At 36.9% G+C, this 17,017-nt stretch carries 18 protein-coding genes; 8 read left to right on the top strand and 10 right to left on the bottom strand.

Going from position 1 to position 17,017, the window contains the following annotated elements; genetic code table 11:
- Positions 1-90 precede the first annotated feature (90 nt).
- The 6 genes from ACMX9J_RS03175 to mbcS all read left to right on the top strand — a co-directional run bounded on the left by ACMX9J_RS03175 (position 91) and on the right by mbcS (position 8,310).
- Positions 91-1,494, top strand: a complete 1,404-nt coding sequence (locus ACMX9J_RS03175) for a glutamate decarboxylase (RefSeq protein ID WP_416225409.1) — start codon at positions 91-93, stop codon at positions 1,492-1,494.
- A gap of 213 nt (positions 1,495-1,707) precedes the next feature.
- Positions 1,708-2,715, top strand: a complete 1,008-nt coding sequence (locus tag ACMX9J_RS03170) for a hypothetical protein (RefSeq protein ID WP_416225408.1) — start codon at positions 1,708-1,710, stop codon at positions 2,713-2,715.
- Between the two features lie 67 nt (positions 2,716-2,782).
- Positions 2,783-3,277: a cupin domain-containing protein gene (locus tag ACMX9J_RS03165; protein ID WP_048020802.1), complete on the top strand. Its 495-nt coding sequence runs from the start codon at positions 2,783-2,785 to the stop codon at positions 3,275-3,277.
- 172 nt (positions 3,278-3,449) lie between these two features.
- A complete protein-coding gene (locus tag ACMX9J_RS03160; RefSeq protein ID WP_034266315.1) occupies positions 3,450-4,193 on the top strand; it encodes a hypothetical protein in 744 nt (247 codons plus the stop codon).
- A 1,681-nt stretch (positions 4,194-5,874) separates the two neighbouring features.
- The gene (locus ACMX9J_RS03155) at positions 5,875-6,573 is read left to right on the top strand and encodes a hypothetical protein (RefSeq protein WP_014459981.1); all 699 of its coding nucleotides are present in this window, start codon (positions 5,875-5,877) and stop codon (positions 6,571-6,573) included.
- A gap of 156 nt (positions 6,574-6,729) precedes the next feature.
- Complete coding sequence (mbcS, locus tag ACMX9J_RS03150) at positions 6,730-8,310, top strand: acyl-CoA synthetase MbcS (protein ID WP_416225407.1); 1,581 nt, start codon at positions 6,730-6,732, stop codon at positions 8,308-8,310.
- Positions 8,311-8,353: 43 nt separating this feature from the next.
- On the opposite strand, the gene ACMX9J_RS03145 is transcribed toward mbcS, so the two are convergent.
- Complete coding sequence (locus tag ACMX9J_RS03145) at positions 8,354-9,316, bottom strand: VanW family protein (RefSeq protein ID WP_033579048.1); 963 nt, start codon at positions 9,314-9,316, stop codon at positions 8,354-8,356.
- Between the two features lie 400 nt (positions 9,317-9,716).
- Between ACMX9J_RS03145 and ACMX9J_RS03140 the strand changes: the two genes are divergently transcribed.
- Positions 9,717-10,175, top strand: a complete 459-nt coding sequence (locus ACMX9J_RS03140) for a MarR family winged helix-turn-helix transcriptional regulator (protein ID WP_013057155.1) — start codon at positions 9,717-9,719, stop codon at positions 10,173-10,175.
- 34 nt (positions 10,176-10,209) lie between these two features.
- On the opposite strand, the gene ACMX9J_RS03135 is transcribed toward ACMX9J_RS03140, so the two are convergent.
- On the bottom strand, positions 10,210-11,721 hold the full coding sequence (locus ACMX9J_RS03135) for a class I adenylate-forming enzyme family protein (protein ID WP_048020810.1): 1,512 nt from the start codon (positions 11,719-11,721) through the stop codon (positions 10,210-10,212).
- Between the two features lie 411 nt (positions 11,722-12,132).
- Here ACMX9J_RS03135 and ACMX9J_RS03130 point away from each other — a divergent pair, with 411 nt between their 5' ends.
- Positions 12,133-12,777: an SDR family oxidoreductase gene (locus ACMX9J_RS03130; RefSeq protein ID WP_028413280.1), complete on the top strand. Its 645-nt coding sequence runs from the start codon at positions 12,133-12,135 to the stop codon at positions 12,775-12,777.
- A 34-nt stretch (positions 12,778-12,811) separates the two neighbouring features.
- Here ACMX9J_RS03130 and ACMX9J_RS03125 read toward each other — a convergent pair whose 3' ends face one another.
- The 8 genes from ACMX9J_RS03125 to ACMX9J_RS03090 all read right to left on the bottom strand — a co-directional run bounded on the left by ACMX9J_RS03125 (position 12,812) and on the right by ACMX9J_RS03090 (position 16,865).
- Entirely contained in the window at positions 12,812-13,432 is a 621-nt protein-coding gene (locus ACMX9J_RS03125; protein WP_033579046.1) for an NUDIX hydrolase, read from the bottom strand.
- 176 nt (positions 13,433-13,608) lie between these two features.
- Entirely contained in the window at positions 13,609-13,884 is a 276-nt protein-coding gene (locus ACMX9J_RS03120; protein ID WP_416225406.1) for a hypothetical protein, read from the bottom strand.
- 196 nt (positions 13,885-14,080) lie between these two features.
- Complete coding sequence (gene fabZ / locus ACMX9J_RS03115) at positions 14,081-14,506, bottom strand: 3-hydroxyacyl-ACP dehydratase FabZ (protein WP_033579045.1); 426 nt, start codon at positions 14,504-14,506, stop codon at positions 14,081-14,083.
- Positions 14,507-14,524: 18 nt separating this feature from the next.
- The gene (locus tag ACMX9J_RS03110) at positions 14,525-15,328 is read right to left on the bottom strand and encodes a cobalamin-binding protein (protein ID WP_048020818.1); all 804 of its coding nucleotides are present in this window, start codon (positions 15,326-15,328) and stop codon (positions 14,525-14,527) included.
- Positions 15,329-15,429: 101 nt separating this feature from the next.
- A complete protein-coding gene (locus tag ACMX9J_RS03105) occupies positions 15,430-15,708 on the bottom strand; it encodes a hypothetical protein (protein WP_098999346.1) in 279 nt (92 codons plus the stop codon).
- A gap of 15 nt (positions 15,709-15,723) precedes the next feature.
- Positions 15,724-15,909: a hypothetical protein gene (locus ACMX9J_RS03100; protein ID WP_034266296.1), complete on the bottom strand. Its 186-nt coding sequence runs from the start codon at positions 15,907-15,909 to the stop codon at positions 15,724-15,726.
- Positions 15,910-16,042: 133 nt separating this feature from the next.
- Positions 16,043-16,258, bottom strand: coding sequence for a DUF378 domain-containing protein (locus ACMX9J_RS03095; RefSeq protein WP_013057146.1), 216 nt, complete (start codon positions 16,256-16,258; stop codon positions 16,043-16,045).
- A gap of 133 nt (positions 16,259-16,391) precedes the next feature.
- On the bottom strand, positions 16,392-16,865 hold the full coding sequence (locus tag ACMX9J_RS03090) for a DinB family protein (protein WP_033579041.1): 474 nt from the start codon (positions 16,863-16,865) through the stop codon (positions 16,392-16,394).
- Positions 16,866-17,017 lie beyond the last annotated feature (152 nt).

The raw sequence follows: 17,017 nt of genomic DNA, 5'->3' as shown, positions 1-17,017 counted from the left end.
AGCTCATAATGTGTAAAGGAGACCTGCTTGTTACAACACCAGGTGGAACGTAAAGCAATTTGTTAGATATACATAAGGAGATGATACTTTATGCCTCAATGGCATCCGCATCGTGAACAAAAAAATTTACCTGATGAATTTCCTGTTAATCCGCTTTTTTCTCGACAAGGAGAAGTGACGATTCCAAGGCTTCGTATTAGTGATCAAGGTATGCTTCCCGAAACAGCTTATCAAATCATTCATGACGAAATTGCTTTAGACGGGAATGCCCGCTTAAATTTAGCTACCTTTGTTACTACGTGGATGGAGCCTGATGCAAAGCGTTTGTACGGCGAATCTTTTGATAAAAATATGATTGATAAAGATGAGTATCCGCAGACAGCGGCTATTGAAGAGAGATGCGTACGTATTTTAGCGGATTTGTGGAATTCTCCTAATCCAGATACAACGATGGGCGTTTCAACTACGGGTTCATCTGAAGCATGTATGCTTGGCGGACTTGCGCTAAAAAGACGCTGGCAAAAACTGCGTAAAAGTAAAGGGCTATCAACAGAACGGCCGAACATTGTATTTAGTTCATCCGTTCAAGTGGTATGGGAGAAATTCGCAAACTATTGGGACATAGAGCCTCGTTATGTGAACATTAATGAAGATCATCCTTATTTAGATGCAGAAGGCGTCATTAATGCGGTTGATGAAAATACAATTGGTGTCGTACCGATTCTTGGAGTCACATATACAGGAGTTTACGAACCAATTGCTGCTATCGCAAAAGCTTTAGATGAGTTACAGGAGAAAACAGGGTTAGATATTCCTATCCACGTAGACGCTGCTTCTGGAGGTTTTATCGCTCCGTTTCTTCAACCAGACCTTATCTGGGATTTCCGCTTGCCGCGAGTAAAGTCCATTAACGTATCGGGACACAAGTACGGTTTAGTCTATCCTGGCTTAGGATGGGTGATTTGGAGAGAAAAAGAAGACTTGCCTGAAGATCTTATTTTCCGCGTTTCTTACTTAGGAGGCAACATGCCAACTTTTGCGCTTAACTTCTCTAGACCAGGAGCACAAGTCCTTTTACAGTACTACAATTTCTTACGTTTAGGTAAAGAGGGCTATTATGCCGTGCAAAAAACCTCCCAAGAAAACGCGCTGTTTCTCAGCAAAGAAATTGGAGAAATGGACGCATTCGAAATTATCGCCGATGGTTCAGACATCCCAGTTCTTGCTTGGAAACTAAAAGAAGGATACACGCCAAACTGGACTCTTTATGACCTGTCTAGACAATTACGCACGTATGGATGGCAAGTGCCTGCTTATCCGCTCCCAGCAGACATGGAAGAAATCACAATCATGCGCATTGTTGTTAGAAATGGATTTTCAAGAGACCTTGCTCATTTATTTATGGTTAATTTCAAACAAGCCGTTGAATTTCTTAACTCATTGGATAGACCTGTTCTTAAAGACACGAAATACGACAATGGATTTCATCATTAACATCGATTACGAACACACAAAGCCGTGTTATGAAAAGTACATGGCTTTGTGTTTTTTATACATAAAAAGATAATCTTTTCAAAAAAATCCCATAAATTAAACAAGAAAATATTCTTATATTTTCTTAATTTTGGTATAATAACCCCTAAGGCTTTATAGTTCTTTAGAATTATATAAAACCTAAAAAAAGATAAAAAAAAGGGATAATAGTCTATGAAAATGTTGAAACTTGCTTTTGGTATTCCGCTGTTAGCCGTATTGCTAGTAGGGTGTAGTGATGAGTCCAGTGAAATGGTATCACCAAAAGAAGAGCCTACAGAGAAATCAACAGCGGTTCATACGAAAGAAAACGGCAACAAAACGGCTGTAAAAGAATCATCGCCAAATACATTACAAACAAAAGCATCAACCATTAAAAAAGCCGTTAATTCTAAAGAAGCTGATCGCGATTACTTATTAAACGTAATGAATGGTTATCAGTATATCCAAGTAGGTGACAATCAGTATATTTACTACGGGATTAATCAAGAGCAAAATGTTTTTTGTATGATGGAAGTTAATTTTGACGCCAGTGGTGATTATGTAGAAAACATCAATTTTGTTGATAATGCTTCAGAAGAACAAATTGCTTTGCTTCAAAACCAAATACAAGAACAACAAAAGCAATTATCAGACCTTGAGCAGCAGCAAATGGAAAAAGAATTAGATGATTACTACGCGCAGCTAGAAGAAGACCGACAAAAAGAAGAAGAGGCGCAGGCCAAGGCTGATGCAGAAGCTGAAGCTCAGGCAGAAGCAGATTGCAAAGCGGAAGAAGAACGTTTAGCAGAAGAAGAGAAGAAACAGCAGGAGGAAGAGGAAGCTCAGGCAAAAGCGGATGAGGAAGAAGCTCAGGCTGATTCGGAAGATGAGGCGCAAACAGAATCAGAATCAGAGCAAGAAGAAGATACAGAAACCCTTGAGGAAGAGGAACCAGCCGAACAAACAGTTTCCCAAGAGCAAGCTATCCAGCTAGTTCGTGACCAACAAGGCATATCTGAAGATTCACCTCTTCTTGTAGAATACGATCACCTTGACGATTCAGGAAACTATATTATCCATGTTTATGAGAGCGTTGTAGATAATGAAGAAACAGGAGAGGAACATACAGCTACACAAGGTTGGTATCAAGTAAGTCCTAGTGATGGGTCCATTACTGATGTTACGGTAGATGGTTACTAATACTGTAGTAGGTTTTTAGATGATAGATGAATACCTTTAAAATTAAATTACAAATGAGGGATAATTTATGAGTGAGTTAAAAAATATAGTAATCAAACCTTTACACGGAATTCCAAATGACCAAAATACGTATCATTTTATGCAAGAGACAATTACGATATTAGCTTCAGGAGAAGATACTAATGGTGCCTTTTCAGTTGTTCACCTTGTAGAACCTCCCAAAATGGGGCCTCCTTTGCATGTCCACGAAAATGAAGATGAAACTTTTTATATAAAAAAAGGGAGATTTATATTTTTTGTAGGTGATGAAATCTTTGAGGTAAATGAAAATGAGTACGTTTTTGCTCCTAAAGGAATTCCACATCGATTTGAGGCCGGAATTGACGGTGGAGAAATGATTGTCACAGCATCACCAGCTAAATTTGACAGCTTTGTAAAAGAATTAGGCTTACAAGTTCCAAAAGATTCTGGGCTACCAGATTTCCAAGGTCCAACTCCAGAGCAGATGCAACAATTAGTTAATGTTGCGGAAAAATATAATTATAAATTCATCTTAGAATAAGCTTATATGCAAGTGAATTTCAGTTGATTTTCCTTTATATAAAAAATAGATGCGAAGTCTAAAAACACCTGATCCAACCTATAAAGCAAACGAAACAAAGGTAGGTACGAACTTAAGTAGTTCGCTGCATTGAAGTCAATCATCCAATGAATAAGAAGGTGAGGAACTTGTTATGAAGATGAAACGCTTACTGGCACTTCCGTTTTTAACACTAGGATTTTTGGCAGGCTGTGGGGAAGGTGCGCAAACATCTCAAGAAAATCAATCAAATACTGCAAAAAAAGAAATTACGTCATCGGACCAAACAGAGAGAGAGAAAGTTAAAAAAGAAGAAACAACCAACAATAAAACTAATTCAACTCATGTAGCGGAGCAGTCTCCAACGTATAAACAAGAGACACCTTCATCAAAAGAAGGAAACATTCCTGCAGGTAATGCCCATGGGTCCGCAACAGAACACCCTAAAAGTAATTCAGTAGAAAAGGAACAATCAAAGAGCGATCATTATTCTTCAGAATCCTCCCTACAAGGAGAAGACAAGACTGTTCCCTCTGAAGAAGAAGCACCATTGTGGGAAGATTCAGCAGCTATCGCGAAACATGCAGAAGAGGAGCAAGAACGAACTAGAAAAGCGGAAGAAAAAAGTGAACGTGATCGTGCCGAAGATGAAGAAAAGTCTATTGCCGAAGATGGGTTATTCATTAAAGTAACACCCGTCATGGTAGAAGAAGAAAAAGCAGCGGCTTATCTTATTCCAAAATTACCTACTGAAACACAGAAAAAAGTGGCAGAGGAAAAGAAGGAAAACCCTTCTGGATTTAGTAGAACTTTATGGAAGTGTTCACAAGTTCGGTACGCGCTAGATAATGGTATGCAGGAAGTGGATGATTCAGGTTTTTGCGGATTAACGAAATAATTAAAAATAGCACATGGTGTTCTGGTTACACCATGTGCTATTTTTCACTTAATGTTCAATCAGTTTGTATTCTTAATGAATCACCATTGTTTACTTACAAAAGAAATAAATTTGGGCTATTTGATAAAATTCATGACTACGATTAGGAAACATACCTTAGTGAGTGAAGCCTTGAAACTAGTAACTTGAAAAGTTTGTATGACAAGCGGATGGAGGGGAAGAAGTTGTTCTTTTTCCTTTTTTTTTCGCTTCTACATTAAATCAACTACTATCACACTGATTCATAGCTACTTTAAACTTGGGATGCAAAATTGTAAAGTTCTAGGATAAACCATAAGGCATTACTTAATTACATATAAAATGATACGTACTGGCGTATTCAGGAGATTGCGATTAAGTGAGCGGTCATTTTAACCATTTCTAAGATATAATCTATAGCTTGTACATATTTCAGCTCATTTGACTTTAAAAGCATCATTCAGTCGATTTTTAAGAGTTCTGTTTACAGCTCCAAATTAAACTCATGGGAGTAAAAACAGCTGACTTGAAAACAAATCTACACACTTTAAAGAAAAAGCAAAAGGTGATAGACATTTCAAGGATCTAAGAGTAAGGGAGACCTCAATGATTTTATTTCTTTTTCTAGTTTACATAATATATATTCTAGGAACCAATTTATAAAACACAAATTCTGTCTCATTATAAAAGTATACTTATGATAGTGAGACGTAATTTAAAAATGAGATAGGGTTCGTATTTATATGATCTAACTCACTAAACTAATTAGCATCAAGATTTGTTCTAATTGAACAATTGCAGATATGATTTTATAGAAATACATATGAATTTCACCAGTTTATTTTTAGGATTGATCAGTTCGATTGATGTTTAGATTATATTTAGAGAGTTTGAAAAATGAATGAGTTTACTTATAGAAATTAAGTTTTACACTCATTCATTTTTTCTCATCGTATTCTCAATGAACCTTTTGCAAAACGATGAAATCTGTTTGTAATTAATATCTTAAGGATTTATTTGCTACTGAACGTATATTTTTCATTTAGTACATATGTTTGCATTAAATGGATTTTTATTCATCAACAAAAGTAAAAACCTCGTATTTTTTGTAATAAAATACAATTATAAGTATTTTTATTCTACCTAATTCCTTGTTAAAATCACTATAAACCCCTTTCCTATCAGCTTTTTAGTGATTTTAGTTGTAGTTTCCTTTTTCATCGGGTATAATATTAAACAAATAGATGACGGTATAAATTGGATGTCATTATCCAGTTTTAAAGGAGCGATACTCATGAACATTACAATTTATTATGGAAATCATGAAGATAAAACAATTCACACAATGGATTGTCACGTAGATATCGATTTAGATGATGAAGATATGGTAGCTTTAACAGAAGCTCGTTAATGAATATATAAAAGGCTGTGGATGCTTTTCATCTGCAGCCTTTTATTTTTTTGCTCCCTCTCTTCTTTTCCACCTTTTAATGACCGCTGCTAATGACCGCTGCGTTTTAAGATCATTAGCTACTTTTATTATAAAATTTCAAATTATCCGTTAACTTCTCTTTACTTTTCGACACATTTTTTGTATCATTAGATAAGAACATATGTTCGATTTATTTTTTATCGTATTGATGATCACAAGGAGTGTTTTTGAATGACGGTACGAAAAAGAAAAAGAAAGAAGCTCCCTCCTACCCTATCCAATACAGGCTTTATTGGAGCAACGTTTGCTGATACAGATGAATTAGCACGCAACGAATATCACTTTCCTCGTAAACAAATGAAAATTACCCATCATGTCTTAGATGCTTTGCTTCAAGGGGCAACGCACTTATTTCAACAGCATAAAGTTGAAGCCGCTATCTCATGCGTGTATCTGCCCAAGTACAAAAAGATCGGTTTGGTTCTTTCTAAACAACCTTTTGGCCGCGATGAAGGCATTGGGTATTTTATTAATTACTTAAAGGAAATCGGACATATTGAATGGGATGAAAAAACGAAAGACTACGAAATACATAATACGAGTTTTATCGGCGTGGTATTTGCAGATCTAGAAAAAATTGCTAAGTTCACCTTCGACTTTGAGTTAGAATTACTGTCGAAGTTCGTCAAGGACTTAATTATTCCCGCTAAAGAGCTATTCTTGCAGCATAATGTAAAAGCGTATCTCTCAGGCGTTGAAAATGAAGATCAGCATAAAGTAGGGTTTGTTTTATCGATTAAGCCTTATGATGAACGTAAGGAAGCAGACTTATATTTTGTGGAATACTTAAAAGAACGTGGTTTATACGAAGAGGACGAGTCTGAAGAAGAGCTAGTACCTATTCATACAAAATGGAGCTTATTTAAATAACATATGTTATACCCGCTGTCGTAATAAGACAAGCGGGTCTTTTTTTGCTTTTTTACTAAAACCCAAAACAAATTAGTAGCAAGTACTAATAGTTAGTAATATAATAATAGTAATGATAAAAAATCATTGATATCTATAATATAAGGAGTCGTTTTTATGATTCAACTAAAAGATTTAGTTCCAAGTGAACATTACAACTTAACAGAGGAAATTGAAAAACATGCATCCGATCAGCTTGCGCTAAAGTGGCAGGACGCTGACGGTGTACGTGAGGAAATTACATATAACCAGCTGTTAGCAAAAGCAAATAAGGTGGCAAACGGGCTAACGGAGCTAGGATTAACAAAAGGTGATCACGTGTTGGTTATCGCACCTCGCCTTATTGAATCGTATGCTATTTACTTAGCATGTTTAAAAGCAGGTATTATTGTAATTCCTTCTTCAGAACTATTACGCGCAAAAGATATCCAATATCGTTTACATCACGCTGAAGCAAAAGCGATTATTTCTTACCATCCTTTCTGCAATGAGATCGATAAGATTGAAAACTTCCCTACTTCTCTACAACATAAAATTACATTTGGTGCTGATGTTACGTCGTGGACGCGCTTAGAGTCACTTACAGCGGATGCATCACAACAGTTCCAAGCAGCTAACACAACTAAGGATGATACGGCATTCCTTCCTTATACATCTGGTACAACAGGACAGCCAAAAGGCGTTGTTCATACTCATGGATGGGCTTATGCTCACCTTCGTATCGCTGCTGCTGAATGGTTAGATATTAAAAAAGGCGATACGGTCTGGGCAACAGCAGGTCCTGGTTGGCAAAAATGGATTTGGACTCCGTTTTTATCTGTACTTGGACAAGGTGCAACAGGCATTATCTATAACGGACGTTTTGAACCTAAAAAGTTTTTAGAAATTTTACAGGATGAACAAGTAAACGTACTGTGCTGCACGCCAACAGAGTATCGCTTTATGGCTAAAATTGATGAACTTGAACGTTTTGACCTGTCTCACCTTCATAGCGCTGTATCTGCCGGAGAACCGCTAAATGAAGAAGTAATTAATGTGTTTAAAAAATATTTTAATATCCAAGTACGTGATGGATACGGCCAAACGGAAAATACCCTTTTGATTGGTACCTTAAAAGGTGTAAAAACGAAGATTGGTTCAATGGGTAAACCGATGCTTGAAGGGTTTGTAGAAATCATTAATGAAGACGGCGAGCCTTGTGAGCCTGGAGAAGTTGGAGACATTGCCGTTCGTAGAGACCTCCCTTCTCTTTTCAAGCACTACTATAAAGACATGGAGCGCACTGAGAAAACGTATAAAGGAAACTACTATTTAACAGGTGACCGCGCTTCTAAAGATGAAGAGAACTATTACTGGTTCCAAGGACGCGGAGATGATATTATTATCAGTTCCGGCTATACAATTGGGCCGTTTGAAGTTGAAGATGCGTTAATTAAGCATCCAGCAGTGAAAGAATGTGCCGTTGTAGCTAGTCCAGATGCTGATCGCGGCCATGTAGTAAAAGCGTATGTTGTTCTTGTTGATCATGTAAAAACAACAGATACAGGGTTTATTAAAGAGCTGCAAAATCACGTAAAAACTCTTACTGCACCTTACAAGTATCCTCGCGTAATTGAATTTATTGATGAATTACCAAAAACTAATTCAGGTAAAATTCGACGTGTGGAACTTCGTGAACGCGAGCAACAAAAAGCATAATAAATGAAAAAAAGACGTATCTGTTAGGATACGTCTTTTTTTATTAGATAGCACGCTGTGAAGTACGAACATCTACAGTTAAAACACCTGTATTTACGTTTGCATATGCTTTAATGATGACAGGATAATCTTTGTTGTTTGTGAACTTAAAATCAGGTCCTCCCCACGATACGGTCGCATCTCTTCCCGCAGGTACATAACCTACATGTTTTGAATGGTGAGACCTAGCTGTCACTTGAAGACCAGCGCCGTCAATCGCATTAAATAACGTAGAAGATGTTTGACAAATACCTCCGCCAATTCCCATCACCAGCTGTTTATTGATAATTTCAGGAGCAGGCTGATAGCCTCTTTCTGCTGTGCGCTCCCCAACTGTTTGATTATAAGAAAATGAATCTCCTGGTCCTAACACAACGTTATTAATTGCTTCTGCTGATAGCTGAACATTTCTGTTTCTGCTTGTATCACTTGGACGAAAACGTGTAGAATACGAAGCTAATGATACATCGGCGATCCCTTGAGCAGATGCTGCCGTGACATTTGGAGCGGTTTCGTATATCGGAACCTTTACCTCCAATTGTTTCGTATTTAAGTTCTGCAGATTTTTAACAAGTTCTGCTTCTTTTAAGATGATTTGCTTGGATCCGCCAGTCAACGATCCATTTTCATCTATTTTTATGTTTTGCATAGGTGTATCGATCCCTTTTGCCAGCTCAGACGCTAACTGTTTAATTTCTTGATCATATACACCTTTATCCTTGTAATGAACCGGCTTGAATTCTTTCATTACTTCTCCTGTACGGGAATCTTTTAACTGATACGTCAGTTCTTCGACTTTAAGGACTGGCTTTTTCTTTTTCTCAGCCTTTTTTTCTGGTTTTTTAGCCGCTTGTTTTTGTTCTATCGCAGCTGTTTGCTTTGCGGAATGATTTGTATACATGCCGTACGCAATAAACGCACTAACAATTGTCGCGCCAAGCAAGAGCGCCCCTAAGACTTTCTTCATGTAATTGAATCCCCCCATATCTCGGCTTTACCTCAATATGTTTTTTCTATAAAAATATGTATACATTCATTTTATACAAACATCTTATAAAAGACGATCTGCCAAAGTGAATAATCACCATTTTTTATATTTTTTTCTTTATTCAACACATGAGGTAAAGCGGAATGATGTTCATAGACCCCATTTTTTCTTATGAACTCAATAGAAAACAAATGTTGTATGCGTTTCCTGTTATTACTATTCTTATATATAATAGCACGAAAACAAGGATTTTTTAACGAATTATGGTAATTATTTTAAAATTTTTCTGACAATTTTCGCGGTGTTGTTCATTTTTCTATGGGCATTATACATGGTATAATGGTAAAAATGGAATTTGTTTTATGAGGAGGATTTACGCTTGACTGAACGTTATAGCAAAGAAGAGATTAGTCATCAGCTAGAAAGTATAGATCATGTAAAAGAAGCTCTTTTAAAATATAAAAACACCGTAATCGGTGAGAAATATGATTTGCTTCCCTACCATTTAACTTCAACAAAAGAGGCAATCTTAAAGACGATTCACGATAAAAAAAGCTGTATTGTTAGCGATATCACAAAAGTACTTGGGCTCTCACCCGGTGCTATCACCATTGTATTAAATCAATTAGAAGATGATGAGCTTGTGAATCGTATATATAAAAAGCAAAACCGCCGAAGCGTGTGGGTAGAGTTGACGGAAAAAGGCGAAAAAGTTGTCGAAATATTGCAAGCTACTCGTGTCGATTTTTGGTCAGATTTACTTTCACACTTATCAGAAGAAGAAAGAGATCAATACTTTCACATTATGAAAAAAATATCTCAAAAATTACAGCAATAAATATAAAAAAAGCGGCTATAAGGCCGCTTTTTTATTATGCGTGTGCTAAGGCTTGTTTTTTCACTTCGTTTTTCAACACTTTTCCTACACTGTTTTTAGGAAGTGATGAAACAAATACAACAGTTGGCACTTTATATGGTGCTAATCGTTCTTTACAGAAGTTCACTACATCTTCTTCAGTTAAAGCAGATGCTTCTTGTTTAACAACAAATGCATATGGAACTTCGCCGTATACATCATCAGGCATGCCGACAACTGTCGCTTCTAACACACCATCTGCTGCTAGGACAACTTCTTCTACTTGATCTGGGTAGATGTTGTCTCCTCCATATACAATTACATCTTTATAGCGTCCTTCAATATAAAGAAATCCGTCTTCATCTAATCGACCTGCATCGCCCATCGCTAACCAGCCATCTTGTAAGACAGCATTTGTTGCTTCTTCGTTTTGCCAGTAGCCTTTAAATAGATAAGGGCTTCGTACAAGCACTTCACCTTTTTCTCCAGTTGGAACTTCTTGACGTGTTTCTGGGTCTACAATTTTAACTTCCACATGTGGAGCCGGTTTCCCAGCTGAGCTTACTTTCTTCCATCCCATTTGAGGATGCCATGAACTGATAATCCAAGCTTCTGTGCTTCCGTATCCTTGAGCTAAAATCATTCCGTTACGGTCATATTGTTCGATTAAAGACTCTGATACTTTTGTTCCGCCTGACACAGCAAGTTTTAGAGGGAAATCATAGTGATCTCCTTTTTCAAGCTCTTCTACGATGTATTTTAATGCTGGTGGTAGTGCAAACAGCATTTTAATGTTTTCTTTTTCGATTACCTCAATTACTTTAGCTGGATCTGTTTCTTCAGAACATACCATTGTGTTTCCTGTGTTAATGCACATAAATAAAATGCTCATCGAACTCATGTGGAAGAATGGATGAACAAATAAATAGCGCATGCTTTTATCAATATTTGCACGTTCTTCCTGTCCGCCAGAGTTTAAAAAGGCACTTACCGATCCGTGTGCAATCATACATCCTTTTGATTTACCTGTTGTACCTGATGTAAACATCATTAATGCTAAATCTTCAGGAAGTACTTCAGGAAGTGCTTCTGGTGTGTTTGTGTTATACGCTGAGAATTGAGTTGTAAATTCTTTTGCATCCTCAATTTTTAACGTAAAGCTAAGTCCAGCCGTTTGTTCCGCTTTTTCTAATACAGACGTAAATTCATTGTGGTGGATAATCGCTTTTAACTGTCCGCTTGTAATAATGCTATCAAGCTCATAAGGTGTCATGCTCTTACTTAATGGAACAACGACTGCTCCCACTTGTAAAATCCCCATTGTAACAACTGGGTAAGCAATGCTTGTATGAGCTAAAATACCAATACGATCTCCTTTTTGAATTCCTTTCTCTAAGAAGTAATGAGACAATTGATTTACTTTTTCATGAAATTCATTAAATGTATAACGTTCATTATGTTCAACTAGTGCTTCATGTTGAGGAGAAATCTCTGCACGTTCTGCGACTAAGTATTGTAATGTGTTCATTTTATCCTCTCCTTTGTCCGCTCGGACTAAATATTTCGTTCGTGAATATTTTAATGACTAAAACATAATAACAAAAAATTTTTCCGAAGTAAAAGTTTAAAATTATCAAAATGTGTTTATATAGGTTGTATCGGGAAATGTTAAAAGAGATACTGTTTTTAAGAAGTGTTGTATTACCAAGGGTTTGAGAAAAATTTACAAAATTTAAACAGTTCAGACACTGGGTTTAATGAACTATTTTTTTCCTTTTTTTGTTTGTAAATTAGTTTTTATTTCTTGTTTTTCATTTTTTTAATATATTTTCTTACTTTCCCCTTATTCACCGAATTTTGAGCTCATTCATTGAATGAAAACGGTGAATATGAAACAATAATATATAAGTATTTGGATTTGAAAGGAGCAAATTTAGACATGAAAGTTCTTGTAATTGGTGCGAATGGTCAAGTAGGCAAACATATTGTAAACATTTTGAATGAAAGTGATGTGCACACTGTACGTGCGATGGTTCGTAAAGAAGAACAAGCAAAAGAGCTTGAAGCAAGAGGTGTAGAAACGGCTTTTGCAAGCTTAGAAGGCACTGTGCATGAAATTAAGGAAGTGATGAAAGGCTGTGACGCCGTTATCTTTAGCGCAGGATCAGGCGGCAGCACAGGTCATGATAAGACACTTTTAATTGATTTAGATGGAGCAGTAAAAGCGATGGAAGCTGCAGAAGATTTAGGAATTAAACGATTTGTGATGGTAAGCGCCCTTCAAGCACATCACCGTGAAAACTGGAATACTTCACTAATTCCTTACTATGTAGCCAAACATTATGCAGATAAAATCTTAGAAGCAAGCGGATTAACATATACAATTGTTCGTCCAGGCGGATTGTTAAACGAACCAGGAACAGGACGTGTAGATGCCGGTGAGAACAAAGAGCGCGGATCCATTCCTCGTGAAGATGTCGCGCGTGTGGTAGTAGAAACGTTAAGTGAAGATCATACATTCGGACGTTCTTTTGATTTAGTTTCAGGTGATACACCTATCACAGAAGCTATTCAATCTATTTAATATAAAAAAGCAGCGAATGCGTATTCGCTGCTTTTTATTTATCATTTAATACATGTATTAAATGATAAATTACTTTTGCTGTCAGTCCCCATATGACTCGATCTTCATAGTAATAAAAATGTTCTTCCATCTCTCTTGTTTGCCAATTATAATTTTCACCACCAATAATCGCGTCATAAGGAAAATTATGTTCGGGTTCTACTCTGAAATTAATATTGTGTATATCAGGTTCGGTACGCTGAAAAAAAGAAAGAGGCACGGTAAATACTTCTGCTACTTCCGAAGGATTCGGTCGAAGTTCAAGCGACTCATCAATGAAACCTACATAAGGATAAATGATTGTTCCGAATTGAGAAACAATATAATCTAAAGCTTGTACGTGCTGAATAGATTGGGGTGTAATCCCTAACTCTTCAGAGGTTTCACGGATAGCCGTTTCTTTTTCATCTGCATCCGTCTTTTCAACACGCCCTCCTGGAAAACAAATTTCTCCGGGCTGTCTACGTAAATCGAGCGCTCTTACTTCAAATAAGACTTGTAGTTCCCCTTGTTTTTCAATAAGCGGAACAAGAATGCCGAAGCGGGAGAACTGCTCCATCCCAAGGATTGTCGGCATCCGGTTTTCTAACTTAGCTATAATGCGGGATGCATCCATACGTCCACTTCCTTTCACAAAATGAATTATCAAAAGAATAGCGAGTTATAAGCTGCGATGTCAACTAACCTGCAAAAGAAAGCTGTTATCTTTATTATATGAAGAGATGTATTGAATTGACACTACAATTGATAAAAATATATAACATAAATATAAATAAAAACAGATAGCACCGGCTACCTGTCTTTTTGTCTTGTTTTTAACAAACCATAAATAAGTAAAAAGAATGCCACCACACTGATAAGCAATCCTCCTACTTGCTTATCAGTGAGTCCAAAACGAAGCTGAAACCAAAAGATAACCAAGCAAATCAAAATGACGCTGGTAGCTAAATAAAAGTAAATGCTGTAGAAAAACGGATTCGTTCTTTTCCGTTTGTAGACAAGTAGTGAGATGCCTATATACGTACCCAATAGTGTGAGTAATACAACAACTTCCGTTAATGTTCTCACTGCATTCTCCCCTCTCCCTTTTTTCTTCTATACCCCGTTTCTTCTTTTATCAAAAGGTAAAAAGGTATTCATAAAAAACCGCTTTTACGACATAAGGCGGTTTTCTCGCTACGCTTTATCCTGAATTATTTCCTTTTTTACATCGGTCGTTTTCATCTTGCTAACATCAGCTGCTTTTTTCACAAAGGCGTTTGTATTATACATCAAGAGCGAAGGTAATGACCGCTTCACAAGCTAATTCGCTGCCTACAAATGCTTTTCCTTTTCCTTTTACAATCTTTCCGCGCTGCTTAAGAATCTCAAATTCTAAGCGTAGTGTATCTCCTGGCCTTACTTGACGCTTAAAGCGACATTCATCTATTCCTGCTAAAAAAGCAAGTCTTCCTTTTTGGTGGTCATCCGTAGCCATGGCAAATCCGCCGAGCTGAGCAAGAGCCTCCACAATAAGTACACCAGGCATTACCATGTAGTCCGGGAAGTGACCTTGAAAAAAAGGTTCATTTGCTGTTACTTGTTTAATTCCTACAGCAAGCTTTCCTTCTTCTTGCTCTAAGATGCGATCAACAAGTAAAAAAGGATAGCGGTGTTGAAGGGTATGTTTTATTTGTTCAATATCTTTCATATGTATCGCTCCTTTTTCTTATAATAAAGGGTCCTTACCGTCAAATGCAGGGAACGTATCTGGATGAAGAAGCGGCGCGAGTTTTTTTAACCCTAACAGCAATCGAGGTGAAGGACGACAATACAGCCATTCTTCTAGTACATATACACGATGTTCTTTTATGGCCGGCATGTCAGACCAGTTCGGTCTCTTGTGTAAAATCGTTGGATTTACTTTGTTTGTCTGTACGCCTACCCAAGCCAAACACACGTGATGTGGATTTCGTTTGAGCACTTCTTCCCAATCACTCTGTACATTTGCTTCTTTGTGATCAGCAAATATATTTTCTCCTCCCGCTAACGCGCTAATTTCGGTCAGCCAGTTTGCTTTTCCAGGAGTAAAAACGGGTTTTGGCCACCATTCCCAGTATACAGTGGTTTTTTCGATTTGACGTGCCATTCCTTTATATGTAGAAAGAAACTGATCATACCGCTCTAACAGTTCAGCTGCTTTTGTTTCAATATTTAATCGCTGGCCTAAATCCTGTAGATTTTGACGGATATCTTCTAGCGAATTAGGATTATATACGACGTAAGGTATCTTTCGTTTTTTAAGTTCTTCAATATTTCGCTCCATTCCAGGAACGCTTAGTGAAGCTAGGACTAAATCTGGCTTGGCTTCTTCCACCGCATCCATATTAATAGATAAATCGGGACCTAAACGCGGCAGACTCTGAATAGACTGCGGCCAATCGGAATAATCATCAATTGCTACGAGCAAATGCTCACATTTTAAATACGCTATTAGTTCTGTATTGCTTGGACAAAGCGAAACAATTCGCATATTTCCCCTCCTGCATCCATTTCTTTTTTTTCTATTATACAATAGATTTCCATATAAAAAGCAGAGACTTTCACTGAAGTCTCTGCTTTTGGTGCTCTTTCTTATCCACCCATCGCACGATAAAAGAAATAAAAGAAACCCAAACAGCCTAGTGAACTAATGCTTGTAGTTAAAATACCGATTGAAAGCAGCACCTGTCCGTCTCTTTTTTGTTTGTATCGCAGCATATAATAAAAAGCTAAAAGGGTGCCAATAAGTAAATAAATAGCCCATATGTAAGGTAGATTCTTTAGCTGAAAGATGTATTCTTGATTAAATAATAAACAGTAAATAAAAAAAAGATTTACGATAAAAAAGCTAGGAAGTACACTTTTATTCATCTATTAAACCCTCTTCTATTCTTTATTTTCTGCTATAGTTATCTTGTTTTGATTTCTCAGTTCATCCCGTATTTCACGTAAATATTGATTTCTCTCTTTCATTCGCTTTAACACTATAACAATAACAGCTATCATACCAGCAATGATTCCTATATAAAGAACTCCAAACACTAAGATAGGTACTACACCCCAAAGCTCCATCTCATCCCTCCTATTTTTTGGTTATTACCTTATTTTACCGTATTTTGTAAAGATGTCACGTCTTTTATCCATGAAAAAGGGAGTTTGAATATACATTCAAACCCCCTAAAGAGATAATAAAAAATAATATTTATTATAGCGCTTTGCTTTTGACACTTGCTCCCGTTCCGAAGAACTTATCAAAAATTTGATAAAGAGCAGACAGGCCAACTAACCAATAAATCGTTGTTACTAACCAATCCCAAGAGCCAAATAGCTCTTCTACTACATTCACGCCTAATGCTACAGCTAACCAATTTAAACCGCCTAAAATCACAAGAAGAGTCGTTAAACCTGAAAGAAATTTCACGTTGTCACCTCCTTGCGAACTGCATTAGGAAAAGCAGCTCATGTTACATCTTATGCGCTGTATAGATCAGTATATGCATAGGCGCTATGTAAAATAGTTATAAAGAATATGTGATTTATTCTTTTTTATTTCCTTATTGTGCAGCTGCTGCTTTCCCAATTTGCTTAATCGTTTCTACATGCATCGCTTCGTGATAGAAACTGAATAAAAACGTTTCGCCAACTGTTGTAAAGTTGATACCCGCTTTATTTGTAAAAGGTGTGATTAACTGCTTATCAAACTGCCCCGGCATGAACTCTTTAATACGGCGTGCTTGGTCTTTCAACACATTCGCAATTTCCTCAAGAGATGGAGCAGCCTCGTTCCAATCAGCAGGTTTTGTTCCGGCACCAAAAAAGCTTTCATAACTCTCTGGCGTTTGCATCGGTTCACCAGCTAAGCCAAACACAAGCTTTTCTTGAATAAAGGCAATGTGTCCAAGATTCCAGCGAATATTGTTATTGAACCCTTTTGGTGTGATGTCCGCTGCCTCTTCTGTTGTTTTTTCAAGGATACTAATCGTAATTCCTCTTACAACGTCCATATGTTTTAAAATCATGTTTTCCATCGTCTAATCTCTCCTTACGTTGTCGTATTAGATAAACTATTCAATGTCTATTGTGCACAAATTACCCCTTAAATGCCACTCATAACATTTAAACCTTAAAATAAAAGAAAATTCAAAAGAAAATCCCCCTATATAAAAACTAGGGGGATTTT

This window comes from Priestia sp. RMT2NF4 (assembly GCF_047872835.1).
GTDB lineage: Bacteria > Bacillota > Bacilli > Bacillales > Bacillaceae_H > Priestia > Priestia zanthoxyli.
Note: the sequence above shows the minus strand (reverse complement) of the source record. Positions and strands in the feature narration are given on the sequence as shown.

Coding starts and splice junctions, on each gene's coding strand:
- ACMX9J_RS03105 (WP_098999346.1), bottom strand. CDS start 15,708: ATGAATAAAAGTGTACTTCCTAGCTTTTTTATCGTAAATCTTTTTTTT.
- ACMX9J_RS03135 (WP_048020810.1), bottom strand. CDS start 11,721: ATGAACACATTACAATACTTAGTCGCAGAACGTGCAGAGATTTCTCCT.
- ACMX9J_RS03130 (WP_028413280.1), top strand. CDS start 12,133: ATGAAAGTTCTTGTAATTGGTGCGAATGGTCAAGTAGGCAAACATATT.
- ACMX9J_RS03160 (WP_034266315.1), top strand. CDS start 3,450: ATGAAGATGAAACGCTTACTGGCACTTCCGTTTTTAACACTAGGATTT.
- fabZ (WP_033579045.1), bottom strand. CDS start 14,506: ATGAAAGATATTGAACAAATAAAACATACCCTTCAACACCGCTATCCT.
- ACMX9J_RS03100 (WP_034266296.1), bottom strand. CDS start 15,909: ATGGAGCTTTGGGGTGTAGTACCTATCTTAGTGTTTGGAGTTCTTTAT.
- ACMX9J_RS03170 (WP_416225408.1), top strand. CDS start 1,708: ATGAAAATGTTGAAACTTGCTTTTGGTATTCCGCTGTTAGCCGTATTG.
- ACMX9J_RS03110 (WP_048020818.1), bottom strand. CDS start 15,328: ATGCGAATTGTTTCGCTTTGTCCAAGCAATACAGAACTAATAGCGTAT.
- ACMX9J_RS03155 (WP_014459981.1), top strand. CDS start 5,875: ATGACGGTACGAAAAAGAAAAAGAAAGAAGCTCCCTCCTACCCTATCC.
- ACMX9J_RS03175 (WP_416225409.1), top strand. CDS start 91: ATGCCTCAATGGCATCCGCATCGTGAACAAAAAAATTTACCTGATGAA.
- ACMX9J_RS03090 (WP_033579041.1), bottom strand. CDS start 16,865: ATGGAAAACATGATTTTAAAACATATGGACGTTGTAAGAGGAATTACG.
- ACMX9J_RS03165 (WP_048020802.1), top strand. CDS start 2,783: ATGAGTGAGTTAAAAAATATAGTAATCAAACCTTTACACGGAATTCCA.
- mbcS (WP_416225407.1), top strand. CDS start 6,730: ATGATTCAACTAAAAGATTTAGTTCCAAGTGAACATTACAACTTAACA.
- ACMX9J_RS03125 (WP_033579046.1), bottom strand. CDS start 13,432: ATGGATGCATCCCGCATTATAGCTAAGTTAGAAAACCGGATGCCGACA.
- ACMX9J_RS03145 (WP_033579048.1), bottom strand. CDS start 9,316: ATGAAGAAAGTCTTAGGGGCGCTCTTGCTTGGCGCGACAATTGTTAGT.